The sequence below is a fragment of the Bradyrhizobium iriomotense genome (assembly GCF_030160715.1).
Taxonomy (GTDB): Bacteria; Pseudomonadota; Alphaproteobacteria; order Rhizobiales; family Xanthobacteraceae; genus Bradyrhizobium; species Bradyrhizobium iriomotense.
This window is the reverse complement of the sequence record NZ_BSOW01000044.1, coordinates 26,060-45,497: the sequence shown is the minus strand read 5'-3', so window position 1 is coordinate 45,497 and position 19,438 is coordinate 26,060. Positions and strand designations below refer to the sequence as shown.

Here is a 19,438-nt window from a genome sequence, read left to right as displayed (position 1 = left end):
ACCTAGAGCCAGTACGCCACGCGATGGCGATATCTCGCGTAGCAGCCGAGGCCGATCATCGCCATGCCGACCGCGTAGACCGATCCGAGCAGCCATTGCTCCGGATCGGTTGCTTGCGACAACAGCGGCTTGCGCACGAGATCGAGCAGGGTTGCGAACGGATTGACCCGCGTCAGCCAGTGGAAGGCGGTGCCGCGCACTGCGTCCTCGGTCCAGATGATCGGCGTAAGGAAGAACACGAATTGAAGGCCGCTGACGATCGCCGATCCGATGTCGCGAAAGCGCGCGCAGAGCAGCCCGAGCGCAGTCGCAGCCCCGACCAGCGTGACCAGCAGGATCGCAAAGCCGGGAACGGCGAGCAGCAAGGTCCAGTGCAGCGGCCAGGGCATCACGACATAGAGCAGGACGACCAGGAGCAGATGGTGCAGGAAGATGACGACGTTGCGCGCCGTCATCTGAAGCACGTGCACGATCAGCGGCGCCGGCACCGCCTTGATCAGGTGGCCGGAGGCCACGAAGACGTTGGAGCCTTCCTGGAGCGTTGCGGCGATCAGGGTCCAGACGATCAGGCCGACGGCGAAGGACGGCAGGAAGACCGCGACGTCCTGCTTGAACAGCGTCGCATAGACCGTGCCGACGCTGGCGATGGTCGCCGCGAGCGTCAACGTGATCCAGAGCGGGCCGATCACGGTGCGGCGATAACGCAAGGAGATGTCCATCAGGGCAAGCGTGCCCCAGCGGTCGAATTGCGCGCTTTGCCGGACAATTTCGCTGGCCGCAGCCTGAATGCGATTTTCCATCCCGCTCCTGGCTTTCCAATCCTGGACCCGATCACGGGATGGCAATGTCCCCTCGGGTCTGTATCTGTCCGCTCCGCAGCGGGCAAGCCCTCGACGGTAAGGTCAACCGCGGCGGTTGCGGCGGAAATCGCGCCGGCGGCCTCGGCCTGCGGGTTTTGGCGCAAGTTCGGGCATCTCGGCCAGCACTTCGCGATAGCGTGTTAACATCCGTTCAAAACTCGCATGCAGCGTTTCGGCGATATCGGGCCGCCGCTGGAGGCTTGCGAGCATCATGGCCGCGGCCTCGATGGTGGCGAGCCCGTCGCGGCGCGGCTCGCGGCGCAAGCGCCCATAACGCGAGGGGGCTGCGGGATTGAGGATCACGCGCTGGCACTTCAGCATCCAGGGATTGCGCCACCACAGCGCCTTGGCCTGGCTCCAGGTGCCGTCGAGCAGCACAACGCCCTCGATCCTGCTCAGGATGGCGCGCTGATTGTCGGCGATCTCGCCCTTGCGCGTGAGCGCGATGATATCGGCCTCGCTATCGAGATCGGTGGCGCGCGCCGATCCCAAATAGAGCACCGCCCAGCGCGCGGGATCCGCGACCGGCCGGCCGAGCGCCTTGGCAAGGCTCGGCCACGACAGCCCGACCCGCAGCGTCGCATCGGCAAAATGCCGCGCCGTCAGCCGTGCGGTGCCGAGCGCCCTGTCCTGCTCCTGCGGATGCTGGAGGATCAGGAGCGCGATGCGGCTGCCGAGCGGCGTGACGCTGTCGCAGATGCACAGCGGCATCGGCTTCTGGCAGTGCGGACATTCGGGGATCGGCTCGGGAGCTGCGGTGGTGACGTCAGGCGGGTTCGACATCCAGCCGCTATACGCTTGGCCCAGGGCTTCAACAACCGTTATTCCGCTGGCGCATGCACGGCGTCCGGCTCGGAGCGACGGCGCAGGCGATCGATCAGGAGATAGATCACCGGCGTCGTGTAGAGGGTCAGGATCTGCGATACGAAGAGGCCGCCGATGATGGTGATGCCGAGCGGGCGCCGCAGTTCCGTGCCGGGCCCCGTCGCGATGACCAGCGGAATGCCGGCAAACAGCGCCGCCATCGTCGTCATCAGGATCGGGCGGAAGCGCGCTCGGCACGCTTCAAAAATCGCGTCCGCCGACGACAGGCCGCGCTGCCGCTCGGCGTCGAGGGCGAAGTCGACCATCATGATGCCGTTCTTCTTGACGATGCCGATCAAGAGGATGATGCCGACGAAGGCAATCACCGTCAGCGGCGTGTTGGTGATCTGGAGCGCGAGCAGCGCGCCGAGCCCGGCTGATGGCAAGGTCGAGATGATTGTGAGTGGATGGGCAAGACTCTCGTAGAGCACGCCGAGCACGATATACATCGCGACCAGTGCGCCAAGGATCAGCAGCGGCTGCCGGCCGCTGGTCCTGGCGAAATCGCCGGCGTTGCCGTCGAAGCTGCCGCGAATGCCCTCGGGCATGTGCAACTCCTCGACCGCGCGCTGGATGTTCTGGGTCGCGACCTGAAGCGGCACGTCCGGCAAGAGGTTGAACGAGACGGTGGTCGAGGGAAACGACTGCGAATGGAACACAGCTAGCGCCGCGAGCCCGCGCTGCGCACGCACCACGGCTGACAGCGGCACCTGCGTATCATTGGCCCCGGCGACATAGATGCGTTCGAGATTGGACGGATCGACCTGGAATTTCGGATCGGTCTCCAGCACGATCATGTACTGGTTGCGCTGGGTGTAGATGATTGAGATCTGCCGCTGCGCGAACGCGTTGTTGAGCGCGTTGTCGATGTCCTGGACGCGGACCCCGAGGCGCGAGGCGCTCTGGCGGTCGATGGTCAGCGTGAGCTGCAGTCCGCCGGGATCGCGATCGCTGGAGATGTCGGTGATGCCCTCGACCGTCTCCATCCGCTTGGCGACGATCGGCGCCCATTGCTGGAGCAGGTCCAGATCGGTGCTCGACAGCGTGTACTGGTAGTCCGAATCGCTCTGGCGTCCGCCGGCGCGCACGTCCTGGGCTGCGAACATGAAGAGGCGGATGCCGGGCACGCGGAACAGCGCGCGGCGCAGCCGGTCGATGACCAATTGGGTCGCGACGTAGTCGCGCTCTTCCGGCGGCTTCAGGCTGATGAACATGGTGCCGCGGTTCGACGTGGCCGGGCCGGGCCCGCCGCCGCCGAGCACCGAGCCGATGCCGGCCACGGCCGGATCCGCCATCACGATGTCGGCGAGCTGTTGCTGCAAGCCCAGCATCGACTGGAACGAGATGTCGGCGGAAGCCCGCGTCGCGCCGATGATGAAGCCGGAATCGTCGGTCGGGAAATAGCCCTTCGGCACCTTGGCGTAGAGCGTCACCGTGAGGGCGATGGTGGCAAAGAAGACCAGGAGCGTCGAAAGCGGGAATTCCAGCACGGCGCGCAGGGTGCGCGCGTAGAAATTGACGATCCGCGACAGCGACCCCTCGACCACGCGGTCGAACAGCGTGGCCGTCCCCGACGTGGTCTGCCGGATATATTGCGCGCAGATCATCGGCGTGACCGTGAGCGAGACAAGCGTCGAGACCACGATCGCAAAGGTCAGCGTCAGCGAGAATTCGCGCAACAGGCGGCCGACGATGCCGTCCATGAAGATCAGCGGCGTGAACGCCGCGATCAGCGACAGGCTGATCGAGAGCACGGTGAAGCCGATCTGCTTCGCCCCCTCCTGCGCCGCCTGGAACGGCCGCATGCCGTGCTCGAGATTGCGGAACATGTTCTCGATCATCACGATGGCGTCGTCGACCACAAAGCCGACGGAGATCGCGAGCGCCATCAGCGAGAGGTTGTCGATCGAGAAGCCCGCGAGCCACATCCCGGCGCAGGTGCCGGCGAGCGCCAGCGGCACCGAGATGCCGGCCGCGATCGTCGGCGTGATCCGCCGCAGGAACACGAACACCACGAGCATGACCAGGATCGCTGTGGCAAGCAGCGTCCATTGCATGTCCTGGACGCTGGCGCGGATCGTGCCGGTGCGATCGACCAGGGTCGAGATCTCCACGCCGGCCGGAATCCACTGCTTCAGCTCGGGGATCAGTGCCTTGACCCGGTCGACGGTGTCGATGACGTTGGCATCACCCTGCTTGGTGATCTGGATCAGCACCGCCGGCTGCTTGTTGAACCAGGCGATGGAGCGCGCGTTGCGCACGGAGTCCTCGATATCGGCGACGTCGGCCAGGCGCACGAAATTGCCGTTCGAGCTCTTGATGACGACGTCGCGGAATTCCTTGGCGGTGCGCATCTGCCGGTTCAGCGCTAGCGTCTCGCTCTGGCGTTCGCCGTTGAAGATGCCGATCGGACCGAGCGGATTGGCATTGATGATTGCGGTTCGCACGTCGTCGGTGGCGATGCCGGCATTCGACAGCGCGACCGGATTGAGCTGGATGCGCACCGCCGGCTGATCGGCGCCGCTGATCGTGACATTGCCGACGCCCGGCACCTGCGAGATCCGCTGCGCGAGCACGGTGTCGGCGACGTCATAGATGGCGGCGGTTGAGATGGTCTTGGAGGTCAGGGCCAGCACGTAGACGGGTGCCGCGGCCGAATTGGCCTTGCGGAAGCGCGGCAGCGCCGGCAAGTCGCTCGGCAGGTCCACCAGCGAGGCGTTGATCGCGGCCTGCACGTCGCGCGCGGCGCGATCGATGTCGCGGCCGATATTGAACTGGAGCTGGATGTTGGTGTTGCCGAGCGAGCTCGTCGAGGTGATCTGGTTGACGCCGGCGATCTCGCCAAGACGCCGCTCCAGCGGCGCGGCGACGGTTGCCGCCATGACGGAAGGGTCCGCGCCGGGGCGGCTCGCGGACACGAAGATGGCGGGGAAGTCGACGTTGGGCACCGACGAGACCGGCAGGAACTCGTAGGCCACGACACCCAGGAGAAACAGCCCGATCGAGAGCAGCGTGGTGGCGACGGGCCTGCGGATGAAGGGCTCCGAGATCGATGCCATCTCACATCCCCTCGGTTGCGCCCGCAACCGGCGGGCCTCCCGGCTCGACCGGGGGCAGCGCGCGCTCGAGGCGGCGATTGATCCGGTCGAGCGCGAGATAGATCACCGGCGTGGTGTAGAGCGTCAGCAACTGGCTGAGCAGAAGGCCGCCGATGATGGAGATGCCGAGCGGAAAGCGCAACTCCGAGCCCGTGCCGCTTTCGATCGCGAGCGGAAGCGCGCCGAACAGCGCCGCAAGCGTCGTCATCATGATCGGGCGGAAGCGCAACAGGCAGGCCTGCACGATCGCTTCCGTCGGCGCCATCCCCTGCCCGCGCTCGGCTTCCAGCGCGAAGTCGATCATCATGATGGCGTTCTTCTTGACGATGCCCATCAGAAGGATGATGCCGATCAGGCCGATGACGGAGAGGTCCTGTCCGAACAGCACCAGCGCGAGGATCGCGCCGACGCCGGCGGACGGCAGCGTCGACAGGATCGTGATCGGATGGATGTAGCTCTCATAGAGCACGCCCAGCACAATGTAGATCGTGATCACCGCCGCGAGCAGCAGCCAGGGCTGCCCGGCGAGCGCCTTGGCGAATTCGGCGGCATCGCCCGCGTAGACGCCGACGATGTTGCCGGGCATGCCGATGCGGGTCTCGATCGCCTTCACGGCTTCGACCGCGTCGCCGAGAGCAGCGCCCGGCGCCAGGTTGAAGCTGAGCGAGACCGCCGGGAATTGCGCCTGGTGCGAGATCGCGAGCGGCGCCGTGGTCCGTGTGAGCGTTGCCACGGCCGACAGCGGCACTTGGGCGTTCGGCGCCCCCACGGTGGCGCTGGCAGCGCCCGGCAAGTACAGCTTCGACAGGATCGACGGATCGCGCTGGTACATCGGCAGCGCCTCCAGCACCACGCGATACTGGTTGGCCTGGCCGTAGATGGTGGAAATCTGCCGCTGCGCGAAGGCGTCGTTCAGCGTGTCGGTGACGGCTTGCAGGTTGACGCCGAGCTGGCCGGCGCGGGTCCGGTCGACGTCGAGCTGGGCGCGCAAGCCACCGTCCTGCGCTTCCGAGGACACGTCGCGGAACAGCGGATCTCGCCGCATCTCGGCGACCAGCTTGCGCGACCATTCCGAGACGGATGCCGCGTCGGTGCCGGTCAGCGTGTACTGATATTGCGAGCGGCTCGACTGGGTCGAGATCTGCACGTCCTGGACCGGCTGGAAGTACACGGTCATGCCGGGGATCGTGGCAACCCTGTTCTTCAGCCTGTCGATGACCACGCTGACGTCGTCGCGCCGTTCACCGCGCGGCTTGAGGGTCATCACGAGGCGTCCAACATTGGTGGTCGGATTGACGGAGCCCGCCCCGATCACCGAGACGACGCCGACCACGTCGGGATCGGCCTTGATGGCATCGGCTGCTTCCGTCTGACGCTTCTGCATCTCGGCAAAGGAGACGTCGGGGCCGGCTTCCGTCACCGCCGTGATCGAGGCCGTATCCTGCAGCGGCAAGAATCCCTTGGGCGCGACGACATAGAGAACCAGGGTCGCGATCAGCGTGGCGAAGGTCACGACCAGTGTCGTGCGCTGGCGCTCCAGCACCCATAACAGGCTCCGGTGATAGAAGCCGACGGTCCAGTCGATGAAGCGGCTGATGGCGGCGAGCCCCGGCACCGCCATTTCCTCATGGGAGTGCTTGAGGAGGCGCGAGCACATCATCGGCGTCAGGGTGAGCGAAACCACCGCCGAGGTCACGACCGCAATCGTCAGCGTCAGCGCGAATTCGCGGAACATCCGGCCCACGAGGCCCGACATGAACAAAAGCGGGATGAAGACCGCGATCAGCGACACCGTCAGCGAGATCACGGTGAAGCCGATCTCACTCGCGCCCCGGAGCGAAGCCTGCATCGCGCTCTCGCCATTCTCCATATGGCGCACGATGTTCTCGATCATCACGATGGCGTCGTCGACCACGAAACCTGTGCCGATCGTCAGCGCCATCAGCGACAGATTGTCGAGGCTGAAGCCGGCGAAATACATGATGCCGAAGCTCGTGATGAGCGACAGCGGCAGCGCGACGCCGGCGATCACGGTCGCGCGCAGCGAGCGCAGGAACAGCAGCACGACCAGCGTCACCAGCACGACGGCGAGGACCAGCGTGAACTGCACGTCATGGACGGAGGCCCGGATGGTGACGGTCCGGTCCGAGACCACGGTCAGGTTAACGCCGGCCGGGATCGCGCGCTGGACCTTCGGGATCTCCGCCCGGATCTGGCTGACCACGTCGATTACGTTGGCGCCGGGCTGGCGCTGGATATCGATGATCACCGCCGGCGTGCCCTGGTACCAGCCGCCGGTCCGGTCGTTTTCCAGACCGTCGACGATCTGCGCGATATCCCCGATGGTGACGGGCGAGCCGTTGCGGTAGGCCACGATGATCGGCCGGTAGGCATCGGCCGCGGCGATCTGGTCGTTGGCCGCAATCAAATAGGACTGCTGCGCGCCGTCGAGCGAACCCTTCGGCCCCGAGACGTTGGCGCCTGCGATCGCGTTGCGCAGATCCTCCATGGCGATGCCGTAGGCGGCAAGCCGCGCGAGGTCGGCCTGGATGCGCACCGCCGGCTTCAGCCCGCCCAGCACCGAGACGCGGCCAACGCCGGAAATCTGGCTCAGCCGCTGCGCCAGGATCGTATCCGCGATGTCGCTCATCACCCGCAGCGAGATCGTGTCGGAGCGCAGCGCAAGCGTCATGACCGGCGCATCCGCCGGGTTCACCTTGGCGTAGGTCGGCGGGTAAGGCAGCGTCTTGGGCAAGACGCCGGCGGCGGCGTTGATCGCAGCCTGCACGTCCTGCGTCGCGCCGTCGATGTCACGGTTGAGATCGAATTGCAGCGAGATCTGGCTGACGCCGAACGAGCTCGTCGAGTTCATCGCCGACAGCGACGGGATCTGGCCAAGCTGCCGCTCCAGCGGCGCGGTAATGAGCGAGGCGACGACGTCCGGGCTCGCGCCGGGCAGTTGCGTCGTCACCTGCACGGTCGGGAAGTCGACCTGCGGCAGCGCCGAGACCGGAAGCGAAAAATAGCCGAGCGCGCCGCCGATCAGCAGCGCGATGCCGAGCAGCGAGGTCGCGATTGGCCGGCGAATGAAGGGTTCGGAGACGCCCATGACGCGATCAGTCGGTCGAGGTCGGGATCATGGCTGCTTCGCTCCACTGCCCGATGAATCTGCCCCCTGTGCCGGTCCGGTCTGGCCTTTCTGATCGCCCTCACCGTTCTGCCGCCTGGCGCGGCGCTCGCCATCCTTGCCCTGCCCGTCCTTCGCCTGACCGTCCTTGGCCTGCCCGTCCTTCTGGCCTTCCTTGCCCTGTGGCGCGCGGGTGCGCTTGCGCGGCGCAAGATCGGCCGACGGCGTCTGGTCGTCACGGCCGACGATCACCTTGGAGCCGTCGGAGAGATTGGCAAAGCCCGTGGTGACGACGCGATCGGTCGGCGACAGGCCGCTCGCGATGACGGCGTCATGCTCGTTCTGCTGCGTCACCGTCACGGGTTTTGCCGAGACGATATCGCCCTCGCCGATCACATAGCTGAACGTTCCGATCGGGCCGCGCTGCACGGCCGATGTCGGCACCACCAGCGCTTTCGGCAGCGTCTCGACCTTGAGGCGGACATTGACGAACTGGCCCGGCCAGAGCTGGTAGTTGGCGTTGGGGAATTCCGCCTTGAGCTTGAGCGTGCCGGTGGTCGGATCGACCTGGTTGTCGATTCCGGTCAGTTTGCCGGTGTCGATTACCGTGACGCCGTCATTCCCGAACACGTCGACCTGCAACGCGCCCTTTGACGCGGCGGCGTTGACGCGCATGATCTGCTGCTGCGGCAGGCTGAACCACACCGCGATCGGCTGCAACTGCGTGATGACGACGAGGCCCGTGGTGTCGGAGGCATGGATGATATTGCCCTGGTCGACCTGGCGGAGACCCGCGCGGCCCGAGAGTGGGGCTACGATCTTGGTATAGCTCAGCGTTGCCGCGGCATTGTCGATCGCGGCCTGGTCGGCCTTGACCAGCGCCTCGGTCTGCGCGACCAGCGCGCGCTGGGTGTCGGCCTGCTGCTTGGAGCCGGCGTTGGAGGCAGCGAGCTGCTCGTAGCGCGTGAGGTCGATGCGCTGGTTGGCGAGCTGGGCCTGGTCCTGCGCCTTCTTGGCGACGGCCTGGTCGTATTGGGCCTGGTAAATCGCAGGGTCGATCTCGCAGAGCACGTCGCCCTTCTTGACGTCCTGGCCTTCGATGAAATTCACCGCGATCAGCTTGCCGTCGACCTGCGAACGCACGGTGACGGTGTTGAGCGCACGGATCGCGCCGACGCCGTCGAGATAGACCGGCACGTCCTGGATGCGCGGGGACGCCGCCAGCACCGGCACGGGCAGGTCGGGCCGCGCATTGCGGTCATTGGCCGGCTTCTGGTGCCACGCGGTCCAGCCGAAATAGCCGAGCCCGCCGAGGATCGCGAGCGTGATCAGCGTGGAAACAAAGCGGCGGCCGCGCCGGGACGAGCCGCGCTTGCCCGCCTCGCCCTTCGCGCCTTCCTTCGTGTCCGGCTTAAAGAGCATTGACCGGTTTCTCCATTCTTGGCTCCCAACCGCCGCCAAGAGCCTGATAGAGGCTGACGATCGCGAGCAGCCGCGCAAGTTGCGCCTGCCACAGCGCATCTTCCGCCTGAAATAGTGTCTGCTGCACGTTAAGCACGGTCACGATGTCTGCGGTGCCGGCGCGCAACTGTTGCTCGGCCAGCTCGAAGGCGCGACGCGATGACGCAACCACGTCGCGCTGCAACTGCAGCTTGATCGTGGTCTGCTTGATCGAATACAGCGCATTGTCGACATCCGCGAAGGCCTGGACGATCGTCTTGCGGTAGGTCTGCAGCAACTCGTCCTGGCGCGCCTTGGCAAATTCGAAATTGCCCAGAATCTTGCCGCCGTCGAAGATCGGCTGCGTCGCGCTGCCGACGAGCTGGAAGAACGCCGCGTGCGGCTGGAACAGCGACACCAGCGCCGAGCTCTGATAGCCGCCATTGCCGGTGAGCTGGATGGTCGGAAAGAACTGTGCGCGGGCATTGCCGATATTGGCGGTGGCGGACGCAAGCTGCGCTTCCTGCCGGCGAATATCAGGCCGCTGCGTCAAGAGTTCGGACGGCAGCCCCGGCGTGACGCGCGGGATCGCGATCTGGTTCAGCGAGCCGCCAGAGATGCGCACGCTCTCCCGCGGGCGCGACACCAGCACAGCCAGCGCGTTGATGTTTTGGTCGAGCGTCTGCCGGAGCGGTGGCACCAGCGCCTTCTGGTTGGCAAGCACGCTCTCCTGCTGGGCGACGTCGAGGTCGGTGCCGGTGCCGGCCTTGCGCCGCTCCTTGATGGCATCGAGGATGCGCTGGGCGCTGGCGATGTTGCTTTGCGCGGTCCGCAGGCGGTCCTGCGAGGCCAGGACCTGGAAATAGGCGTTGGCGACGCTGGCGAGTGTGGTCAGCGCCACGACGTCGCGATCGAAGCGATTGGCGTGGGCGGTCTCTTCGGCCGACTGGAGGGCGTCGCGATTCTGGCCCCAGAAATCGAGCTGGTAGCTCGCGCTGAGCGATGCCGAGTAGTTGACGACCTCGCGGCCGCCATTGGTCAGACCGGAGGACGAGGAGCCGGAGGTGCGCGAATAGGTCTCCGATCCCGAGCCGGACAGGCTCGGCAGCAGGGCTGCGCCGGCCTGACGCGCCTGGGCATCGGCCTCGAAGATGCGCGAGACGGCGGCGGCGATGTCCAGGTTGACGGTCTGCGCCTCTTCCATCAATTGCGTCAGCTCGGCCGATCGGAAGCCGCGCCACCAGTCGAGCGGCGGCGGTGCATCAGGCTTTCCGGCGTATTTATATTGGCTGGGCACGTCGAGTGCCGGATCGGGCAAATCCTGCGTCAGCACGCAGCCGGCGGAGCTCAGTGCCAGGCCAAGCGCCACCACCCGGCTCGCTGCGCCCAGCAGCCGGGGTCGAGGACCGTACGATCGCCGGACGGCGACCATCGGGAATCTTCGGGTCACATCCACCCCCTGCCGGGCAGACGCAACTGCCACCGCGCGGTCGGATTAACCGATTCGCGGCGCGTCAGTTGGGGCGTGGTCTCCGTTTCGTTCACGTGATGCTTTCCTGGAACCGTGCCGCATATTAGCGGGGCGTGACCGGTGCGGACAGTCCCGCAGCTGCGAAGCCCGCCCCGCAAACAGGCTTCACGAAGTCGCGAAACGCGCAGATTGTGCCTATTTCTACAGGGCTTTCTGCATTTCGAAGTGCTCCCCGGCAGGCGGCAAGCTTACCAACATTTCATGTGATATTGTCGCCACAGCAGGGTCGGGGCGGGTACAGAGTAGCTCACTCCACTGAAACTTGCGCCGCAGCGCACCGTAGCTCGTCCGACACCAAGCGGCAGGGGCATTACACATGCGCATCGCGGTCATCGGAACGGGCATTGCCGGCAACGCGGCGGCCTGGACGCTCTCACGACGCTACCCGGTGACGGTCTATGAGCGCGAGCTGCGCGCCGGCGGGCACAGCCACACCGTCACGGTCGATTATGGCGGCACGCCGATCGCCGTCGATACCGGCTTCATCGTCTACAACGAGCTCAATTATCCCGACCTGACCGCGATGTTCGCCCATCTCGGCATCGAGACGGTGGAGAGCTGCATGAGCTTTGCCGTATCCGCCGACAGCGGGCGATTCGAGTGGCGCGGGGGCGGCAACGACTGGTGGTCGACGGGTGCAGGACTCTTCGCCCAGCCCGGCAATCTGCTTTCGCCGTCCTATCTCCGGATGCTCGCCGACATTGTGAAGTTCAACCGGCAAAGCGTTGCCGACTACCATGCCGGGCGCCTCGCCGGGTTGACGCTGGGCGATTATTTCGCGCAACGCCATTTCTCGCAGCGGCTGCTGGCCGACTACCTCGCTCCGATGGGGGCCGCGATCTGGTCCACCCCGGCCGATGAGATGCTCGACTTTCCCGCCGAGAATTTCGTCGCCTTCTTCGACAATCATCGCCTGCTGCATCACGACCGCCCGGTCTGGCGCACCGTCAAGGACGGCTGCCGGCGTTATGTCGAGAAGTTGACGGCGACCTACGCGGACATCCGGCTTGGCTGCGCCGTCACCGCTATCGAGCGCACCGCACACGGTGTCATCGTCCATGACAGCCACGGCCGGCACGACAGCTTTGACCACGTGGTGATCGCTGCCCATAGCGACCAGGCGCTCGCCATGCTGTCCGATGCCGACGCGGACGAGCGCCACATCCTCGGCGCGATCGGCTATGCGCCGAACACGGTCTATCTGCATCGCGACATCAGGCTGATGCCCAAGCGGAAGCGCGCCTGGGCGTCCTGGAATTTCCTGCGCTGGCAGCGCGAGGACACGATCGCCAATAACGTCGCCGTGACCTATTGGATGAATCGGCTTCAGGGGATCGATCGCGACAAGCCGCTGTTCGTCAGCCTCAACCCGCCCTTCGCGCCGGCGCCGGAGCTCACTTTCGGCAAACATGTCTGCGAGCATCCGCAGTATAATGCCGAAGCCTTCGCCGCCCAGAAGCGGCTCGGCGAGATCCAGGGACGCCGGCATACCTGGTTCTGCGGCGCATGGACCGGCTATGGCTTTCACGAGGACGGCCTGCGTTCGGGCCTTCGCGTCGCCGAGGCGCTTGGCGTGGTCGCCCCCTGGCGCGAGGTGCCGGTCGAGCTGGCGCAAGCCGCGGAGTAGCGCGATGGCGACAGAGACCGCCCTGCCCGCAAAGGACGCCGCATCGCTCTATGTCGGCGATGTCATGCATGCGCGGTTGAAGCCGATCGGCCACCGCTTCAGCTATCGCGTCATGAGCCTCCTGATCGATCTCGACCGGCTCGAGGAAGCAGGCCGGCAATCGGCCCTCTTCGGGGTCAATCGCGCAGGCCTCTACAGCTTCCACGAGGCCGATCACGGCGAGCGCGACGGTTCCTCCTTGCGCGCCTATGCCCAGCGCTGCGCAGTGCGGCACGATGTCGATCTCACCGGCGGCCGCGTGATGCTGCTCTGCTATCCCCGCCTGCTCGGCTACGGCTTCAATCCGCTGTCGGTGTATTTTTGCTACCGCGCAGGCGGCGAACTCGCGCTCGTCATCTACGAGGTGCGTAACACCTTTGGCGAGATCCATCCTTATGTCCTGCCGGTCGTATCAGGCGAGATGAGCGCCGCCGGCCTGCGGCAGCAGCAGGACAAGCAGTTCCAAGTCTCACCCTTCATCGATATGGAGACGCGCTATCATTTCCGCCTCCGTCCGCCGTCCGACACCGTCCGCCTGCGTATCCTCGAAACCGACCGGGACGGCCCACTGCTCGCGGCGACCTTCAGCGGCCGCCGCCGCGCGCTGACATCGCGCGCGTTGGTGCGGTCATTGGTTGCGCTGCCGCTCGTGCCCCTCAAGGTGATGGCGGCGATCCATTGGGAAGCCTTGCGGCTCTGGTTCAAGGGCGCGCGGCTGATACCACGACCGAATGTCCCAGGGCGGCCCGCCGACGGACCTGCCGTTCAACCCCCCTTGCAAACCCCCTTGCAAACCGGCCTGCAAACCCGCTTGGCGCCAGCCGAAACGCGCGCTTATACTATACGTCGCTGACTGCCTGTGGGGGCGCTCTCGGGTCCAGCGAGAACCGGGACCGGCGCGGCCCCCTGAGCGGTCGGACAGTGCCAGTTCAGGTGATGCCGATGTCGAACGCGATTCCGGTCACCCCCGACAATGTCGAGACGGTCCTCGCCGACCTGCCACGGCTGGTTCGCCTCGCGCTCGCCTTCGGCTCACGCCTGAGGCGCGGGACGCTCGACGTGATCCTGCCCGACGGCCGCGTCATCCGGCTCGGCGGCCTCGAGCCGGGCCCAAATGCGGTGATGGGGTTGCACAATTACGGTTTTGCGTCGCGCCTCATCAATGCCGGCGATATCGGAATTGCGGAAGCCTATCTCGCCGGCGATTGGGATACGCCCGATCTCACTCAGTTCCTCTATCTCTTCTGCGTCAACCACGACCTGATCCAGGCCATGCTCCGCGACAAGCCTCTGATGCGCTTCGTCCAGGTGGTCCAGCACTGGTTCAACCGCAACACCAGGCGACAGGCGCGGCGGAACATCCATGCGCATTACGACATCGGCAACGCCTTCTATTCGGCCTGGCTCGATCCGAGCATGACCTATTCCTCGGCGCTGTTCGAAGAGAACACCACCGATCTCACGGCGGCCCAGACCAACAAATACCGCCGCCTCGCCGAAGCCATCGATCTGAAGCCTGGACAGAAGCTGCTCGAGATCGGCTGCGGCTGGGGCGGATTTGCCGAATACGCGGCCAAGAATTTTGGCACGCGTGTTGTCGGGCTGACGATCTCGACCGAGCAGCGCGACTTTGCGCAGAAGCGCATCCAGGACGCCGGGCTCGCCGAGAAGGTCGAGATCCGCCTTCAGGACTACCGCGATGAGCGCGACCGGTATGACCGCATCGCCTCGATCGAGATGATCGAGGCGGTCGGCGAGCAGTTCTGGCCGAAATATTTCGCGCAACTGCGTGATCGCCTGCTGCCGGGCGGCCTTGCCGGCATTCAGGCCATCACCATCCAGGACGGGCTGTTTCAGACCTATCGGCGCGAGGTCGACTTCATCCAGCGCTACGTGTTTCCCGGCGGCATGCTGCCCTCGCCCGCCGTGCTCAAGTCGCTGGGGGAGACGTTTGGCGTGCCTGTCATCCGGGAGCGCATCTTTGGGCAAGATTATGCCAAGACGCTTGCCACCTGGCGAAATAACTTCCGCAGCGCCTGGCCGAACCTCGTGCCGCTCGGCTTCGACGATCGGTTCCGGCGTCTTTGGGAGTACTACCTCTCCTATTGTGAGGCAGGTTTCCTCTCCGGGAATATCGACGTCCGGCAGGTCGTCTTCGCAAAGCAGCATTAAGACTTTGCGCCCTCGCCTTGTGTGGCCGCAGACCCTACTTTAGGGTTTCGTCCAATTCACAGAAACAGCCGGTAATTGCCTGACATGACCATCAATAACGACGTTGTCGAAGCCATCGGCAACACCCCCCTCATCAAGCTCAAGCGTGCGTCCGAACAGACCGGCTGCACCATTCTCGGCAAGGCCGAATTCATGAACCCGGGCCAGTCGGTGAAAGACCGCGCCGGCAAATGGATGATTTTGGAGGCCGAGAAGCGCGGTGAGCTGAAACCGGGCGGCCTCGTGGTCGAGGCAACCGCCGGCAACACCGGCATTGGCCTTGCCGTCGTGGCGAGCGCGCGCGGCTACCGCACCCTGATCGTAATCCCGGAGACCCAGAGCCAGGAGAAGAAGGATTTCCTGAAGCTATGCGGCGCCGAGCTCGTCGAGGTGCCGGCGCTGCCTTACGCCAATCCCAACAGCTACCAGCATGTCGGCCGCAGGCTCGCGGACGAGCTGCGCAAGAGCGAGCCGAACGGCGTGCTGTTCGCCGACCAGTGGAACAACCTCGATAATGCCAAGGCGCATTTCGAATCCACCGGCCCCGAGATCTGGGAGCAGACCGGCGGCAAGGTCGACGGCTTCGCCTGCTCGGTCGGCAGCGGAGGCACGCTCGCCGGCGTCAGCCGCTATCTGAAGGACAAGAACAAGAATGTCACTATCGCCTGCGCCGATCCGCATGGTGCGGGAATGTACGAGTATTTCCGGACCGGCGATGCCAAGGCGACGCCTGGCGGCTCAATCACCGAGGGCATTGGGCTCAACCGCGCGACCGCGATCGTGGAGACCGCGAAGGTCGATGATGCCTTCCTCATTCCCGACGAGGAAGCAGTCAACCTGATCTACGATCTGCTCCAGCACGAGGGCCTGTGCCTCGGCGGCTCGACGGGCGTCAACATCGCCGGCGCCATTCGTCTTGCGAAGAAGCTCGGCCCCGGCAAGACCATCGTCACCGTGCTCGCCGATTCCGGCAGCCGCTACCAGTCGAAGCTTTTCAATTCGGACTTCATGCGCGCCAAGAATCTACCGGTGCCGACCTGGCTGGAGAAGCGCAGCAACATCAAGCCGCCGTTTGTCTAAGGCGAGCGAACAGGGAGTAGCGAATAGCGAGTAGAAATCCCCATTCGCTACTCGCCATTCACATTCGCGCCTACCGCAAGATCTGGCTCAGAAACAGCTGTGAGCGCGCGTGCTGCGGGTGGGCGAAGAATTCCTGCGGCGTGTTGGATTCGATGATCTGACCGGCGTCCATGAACACGACGCGGTTGGCGACTTCCTTCGCAAAGCCCATCTCGTGGGTGACGACCAACATGGTCATGCCCTCCTTGGCGAGGTCGACCATGGTGTCGAGGACTTCCTTGACCATCTCAGGGTCGAGCGCCGAGGTCGGCTCGTCGAACAGCATCACCTTTGGATTCATGGTGAGCGCCCGCGCGATCGCGACGCGCTGCTGCTGGCCGCCGGACATCTGGCCCGGAAACTTGTTGGCCTGGTGCGGGATTTTCACGCGCTCCAGGAATTTCATCGCGGTCGCCTCGGCATCCTTCTTCGGGATGTTGCGCACCCAGATCGGCGCCAGCGTGCAATTGTCGAGCACTGTGAGGTGCGGGAACAGGTTGAAGCTCTGGAACACCATGCCGACCTCGCGCCGCACCGCGTCGATGTGCTTCAGGTTCGGCCCGAGCTCGATACCGTCGACGACGATCTCGCCTTCCTGGAACTCCTCCAGCGCATTGATGCAGCGGATCAGCGTCGACTTGCCCGAACCCGAGGGGCCGCAGATCACGATGCGCTCGCCCTTCTCGACCTCGAGATCAATGTCGCGCAGGACGTGAAAGTCGCCGTACCATTTGTTGAGGCCGGAAATCTTGACGATCGGGCTAGTGGACATGGTGACCCTGTTCAGTTGCGGCGATGGACGTTGAGACGCTTCTCGACGAAAAGCGAGTAGCGCGACATTCCAAAGCAGAAGATGAAGTAGATGATCCCGGCGAAGGCAAAGCCGGTGAACGCCGTCGACGGCGTCGACCAGACGGGATCGGAGAATGACGCCCGCAGCGAGCCGAGCAGGTCGAACAGCGCCACGATCGAGACCAGCGAGGTGTCCTTGAACAGCGAGATGAAGCTGTTGACGAGGTTCGGAATGACGTGACGCAGCGCCTGCGGCAGCACGATCAGCGAGGTGGTCTTCCACCATGACAGGCCGAGCGCAGAGGCGGCCTCCCCCTGCCCGCGCGGTATCGCAGCAAGGCCGCCACGGACGTTCTCGGCCTGATAGGCGCCAGTAAACAGCGCAATCCCGATCAGCGCGCGCATGAGACCATCGACGCTGAAATTGCCCGGCAGGAACAAGGGCAGCATGTAGGTGGCAAAGAACAGCACTGTGATCAGCGGCACGCCGCGCCAGAACTCGATGAAGGCGATCGAGAATATCCGGATCAAGGGAATCGTGGAGCGTCGCCCGAGCGCCAGCGCAATCCCGATCGGCATGGAGGTGACGATGCCGGTCACCGAGACCACCAACGTCACCAGAAGGCCGCCCCAGAGATTCGTGGTGACGATCGGCAGGCCGCCGTGATCGAGCCCCATCAGCTTGATCACGATCGCAATGCCGATGAAGGTCGCGATGCTCGATGCGAGGGCGCGCCAGCCGGTGCGCATTCCGCCGCCGAGGTAGAACAGGATCAGTGAGATGACGATGGTCGTGATCGCGAAATCGATCCAGATGGATTGGCCACCGGCCTGGAGCTGACCGCGCAGCCAGGTCAGCGGAAAGATCAGCCACTGGATCGCGGTGCCGACCAGCACGATGAAATTGCCGATGACCCATAGAAGCGGTCCGATGGCCGAGCTCTTGCTGAGACCGACCAGCCCCTGGCCGGCGCCGATGACGCTGTCGTCGAACAGTTGCAGCAGGCCCGCGGTCCAGCTCAGGCCGAAACCGTTGATGCCGCCGCCGTGCAGCAGGAAGAATGCAATCACCGGGAAGGCAAAGAAGAACAGGCCGGAGTTGAGTCCTTTCGCCGGCAGGCGCGGAATGAGCAGTGGGAGCAACAGCACCGCCGCCAGAATGAAGGTCAGATTGACCCGCCAACGTTCAGCCTCGGGATAGAAGCCGTAGATGAGTTGCGGAAGCTTCGCCTGGATATAGGGCCAGCAGGCGCCAACAACGAATCCGGCTTTTTCAGGCAGGCAGGCCGTTCGATCCGTACCGGTCCAGACGGCGTCGACCAGCAGGAATTTGAGGGCGGGAATGACGGTGTACCAGAGCAGCAATGCCCCGAGGATCGTCAAGAGAATGTTGGTCGGCGAGTTCAACAGACGCGTGCGCACCAGACCGATGAAGCCGGTGGTCCTCACCGGAGCAGGACGCTCGGCAACCAGATCCTGGCGAACGAAGGATGACGCGGTGATGTCCGTCATGCTCCCAGGCTCCGGTTGATGCGCCAGCCATAGACGCTCATGACGGCGCTGGTGAGGAGCGAGATCAGGAGATAGACGGCCATCGTCATGGCGATGATCTCGATCGCCTGCCCGGTCTGGCTCAGCGACGTGCCGGCGAACACGGAAACCAGGTCCGGATAGCCGATGCCGACCGCCAGCGAGGAGTTCTTGGTGAGGTTGAGGTACTGGTTGGTCAGCGGCGGGACGATGACGCGCATGGCCTGCGGCACGACGATCAGCCGCAGCGTGGCGCCACGGCTCAAGCCCAGCGAGGACCCCGCCTCCATCTGTCCCTTGTGCACGGACAGGATGCCCGCGCGCACGATCTCGGCGATGAAGGCCGCCGTATAGGTCGACAGCGCCACTGCCAGCGCCACGAATTCCGGGATGATCCGCGAGCCGCCGGCGAAATTGAAGCCCTTGAGCTGCGGCAGCTCGAAGGTGAAGGGCAACCCGAATATCAGCGTCGTGACGAGCGGGAGCCCGAACAAAAGGCCCAGCACGTAAGGCCAGATGCGGATCATGTGACCGTACTGATACAGCGCCCGCCGCGCATAGATCCGCAGCGCCAGCGAAGCGACGATACCGAACGTCAGCACCGCCAGGAACGGCGCGAATCCGCTCTCCCCGATCGGGCTGGGGATGACCAATCCGCGATTGCTGATGAAAGCGATGCCCAGCAGCGAGATGCTCTGCCGCGGGTTGGGCAAGGCTGCAAGCACCGCGAGGTACCAGAACAAAAGCTGGAACAGCAGCGGCAGGTTGCGGATGACCTCGACATAGATCTCGCCGACGCGCGACAACAGCCAATTGGGCGAGAGCCGGCACAACGCGATGATGAAGCCGATCACGGTGGCAAAGACGATGCCGACCACCGAGACCACCAGCGTGTTCAGGAGTCCGACCACGAACACGCGCAGAAAGGTGTCGGAGCCCGTGTAGGGGATCAGGCTCTGATTGACGTCAAAGCCCGCATTATTCCTCAGGAATCCGAAACCGGCCGCAATATGCTGGTTTGCCAGGTTGGTGCGGGCGTTGGAGATGATCTCAAAGGCTATCCAGCCCAGGATCGCGGCGAAGGCAAGCTGGACGGCGACGCCGTTCCAGCCAGCCTTACCCCCGAGAGCGCGCCGAAGCTTCAGCGCGATCTGCGGCGGTGGTTTACGGGCCTCAGTGCTCATCGCCGCAAGCCGTGGG

The 19,438-nt window shown here is 64.8% G+C and carries 13 protein-coding genes; 4 read left to right on the top strand and 9 right to left on the bottom strand.

The window, feature by feature from the left end; genetic code table 11:
- Positions 1-2: 2 nt before the first annotated feature.
- From QQL28_RS39920 to QQL28_RS39895, 6 genes are all read right to left on the bottom strand, one after another.
- The gene (locus tag QQL28_RS39920) at positions 3-800 is read right to left on the bottom strand and encodes an ABC transporter permease (protein WP_284274504.1); all 798 of its coding nucleotides are present in this window, start codon (positions 798-800) and stop codon (positions 3-5) included.
- A gap of 102 nt (positions 801-902) precedes the next feature.
- The gene (locus QQL28_RS39915; RefSeq protein WP_284274502.1) at positions 903-1,643 is read right to left on the bottom strand and encodes a tRNA-uridine aminocarboxypropyltransferase; all 741 of its coding nucleotides are present in this window, start codon (positions 1,641-1,643) and stop codon (positions 903-905) included.
- Between the two features lie 38 nt (positions 1,644-1,681).
- Positions 1,682-4,783 carry an efflux RND transporter permease subunit gene (locus tag QQL28_RS39910; protein WP_284274500.1) on the bottom strand — a complete coding sequence of 1,034 codons (3,102 nt, stop codon included), beginning with the start codon at positions 4,781-4,783 and terminating at the stop codon, positions 1,682-1,684.
- A 1-nt stretch (position 4,784) separates the two neighbouring features.
- Positions 4,785-7,931: an efflux RND transporter permease subunit gene (locus QQL28_RS39905; RefSeq protein ID WP_284274498.1), complete on the bottom strand. Its 3,147-nt coding sequence runs from the start codon at positions 7,929-7,931 to the stop codon at positions 4,785-4,787.
- 27 nt (positions 7,932-7,958) lie between these two features.
- Positions 7,959-9,371 (bottom strand): efflux RND transporter periplasmic adaptor subunit, encoded by a 1,413-nt coding sequence (locus tag QQL28_RS39900; protein ID WP_284274496.1) that lies wholly within the window; start codon positions 9,369-9,371, stop codon positions 7,959-7,961.
- Positions 9,361-10,821 carry an efflux transporter outer membrane subunit gene (locus QQL28_RS39895; RefSeq protein WP_431309720.1) on the bottom strand — a complete coding sequence of 487 codons (1,461 nt, stop codon included), beginning with the start codon at positions 10,819-10,821 and terminating at the stop codon, positions 9,361-9,363. Before QQL28_RS39895 ends, QQL28_RS39900 begins: the two co-directional genes overlap by 11 nt.
- Positions 10,822-11,236: 415 nt before the next feature.
- Here QQL28_RS39895 and QQL28_RS39890 point away from each other — a divergent pair, with 415 nt between their 5' ends.
- The 4 genes from QQL28_RS39890 (at position 11,237) to QQL28_RS39875 (ending at position 15,877) form a co-directional block, all read left to right on the top strand.
- Positions 11,237-12,547, top strand: a complete 1,311-nt coding sequence (locus QQL28_RS39890) for an NAD(P)/FAD-dependent oxidoreductase (RefSeq protein ID WP_284274495.1) — start codon at positions 11,237-11,239, stop codon at positions 12,545-12,547.
- Positions 12,548-12,551: 4 nt separating this feature from the next.
- A complete protein-coding gene (locus QQL28_RS39885; protein ID WP_284274494.1) occupies positions 12,552-13,439 on the top strand; it encodes a DUF1365 domain-containing protein in 888 nt (295 codons plus the stop codon).
- A gap of 89 nt (positions 13,440-13,528) precedes the next feature.
- Positions 13,529-14,758, top strand: a complete 1,230-nt coding sequence (locus QQL28_RS39880; RefSeq protein ID WP_284274493.1) for an SAM-dependent methyltransferase — start codon at positions 13,529-13,531, stop codon at positions 14,756-14,758.
- A gap of 84 nt (positions 14,759-14,842) precedes the next feature.
- Positions 14,843-15,877 carry a cysteine synthase A gene (locus QQL28_RS39875; RefSeq protein WP_284274491.1) on the top strand — a complete coding sequence of 345 codons (1,035 nt, stop codon included), beginning with the start codon at positions 14,843-14,845 and terminating at the stop codon, positions 15,875-15,877.
- Positions 15,878-15,947: 70 nt separating this feature from the next.
- On the opposite strand, the gene QQL28_RS39870 is transcribed toward QQL28_RS39875, so the two are convergent.
- From QQL28_RS39870 to QQL28_RS39860, 3 genes are read right to left on the bottom strand one after another with little or no spacing between them, the layout of a single operon-like run.
- Positions 15,948-16,688, bottom strand: a complete 741-nt coding sequence (locus QQL28_RS39870) for an amino acid ABC transporter ATP-binding protein (protein ID WP_284274488.1) — start codon at positions 16,686-16,688, stop codon at positions 15,948-15,950.
- Between the two features lie 11 nt (positions 16,689-16,699).
- The gene (locus QQL28_RS39865) at positions 16,700-18,220 is read right to left on the bottom strand and encodes an amino acid ABC transporter permease (RefSeq protein ID WP_284274486.1); all 1,521 of its coding nucleotides are present in this window, start codon (positions 18,218-18,220) and stop codon (positions 16,700-16,702) included.
- Positions 18,217-19,422, bottom strand: a complete 1,206-nt coding sequence (locus tag QQL28_RS39860; RefSeq protein ID WP_284274485.1) for an amino acid ABC transporter permease — start codon at positions 19,420-19,422, stop codon at positions 18,217-18,219. The genes QQL28_RS39865 and QQL28_RS39860 overlap by 4 nt, the downstream gene beginning before the upstream one ends.
- Positions 19,423-19,438: the final 16 nt, after the last annotated feature.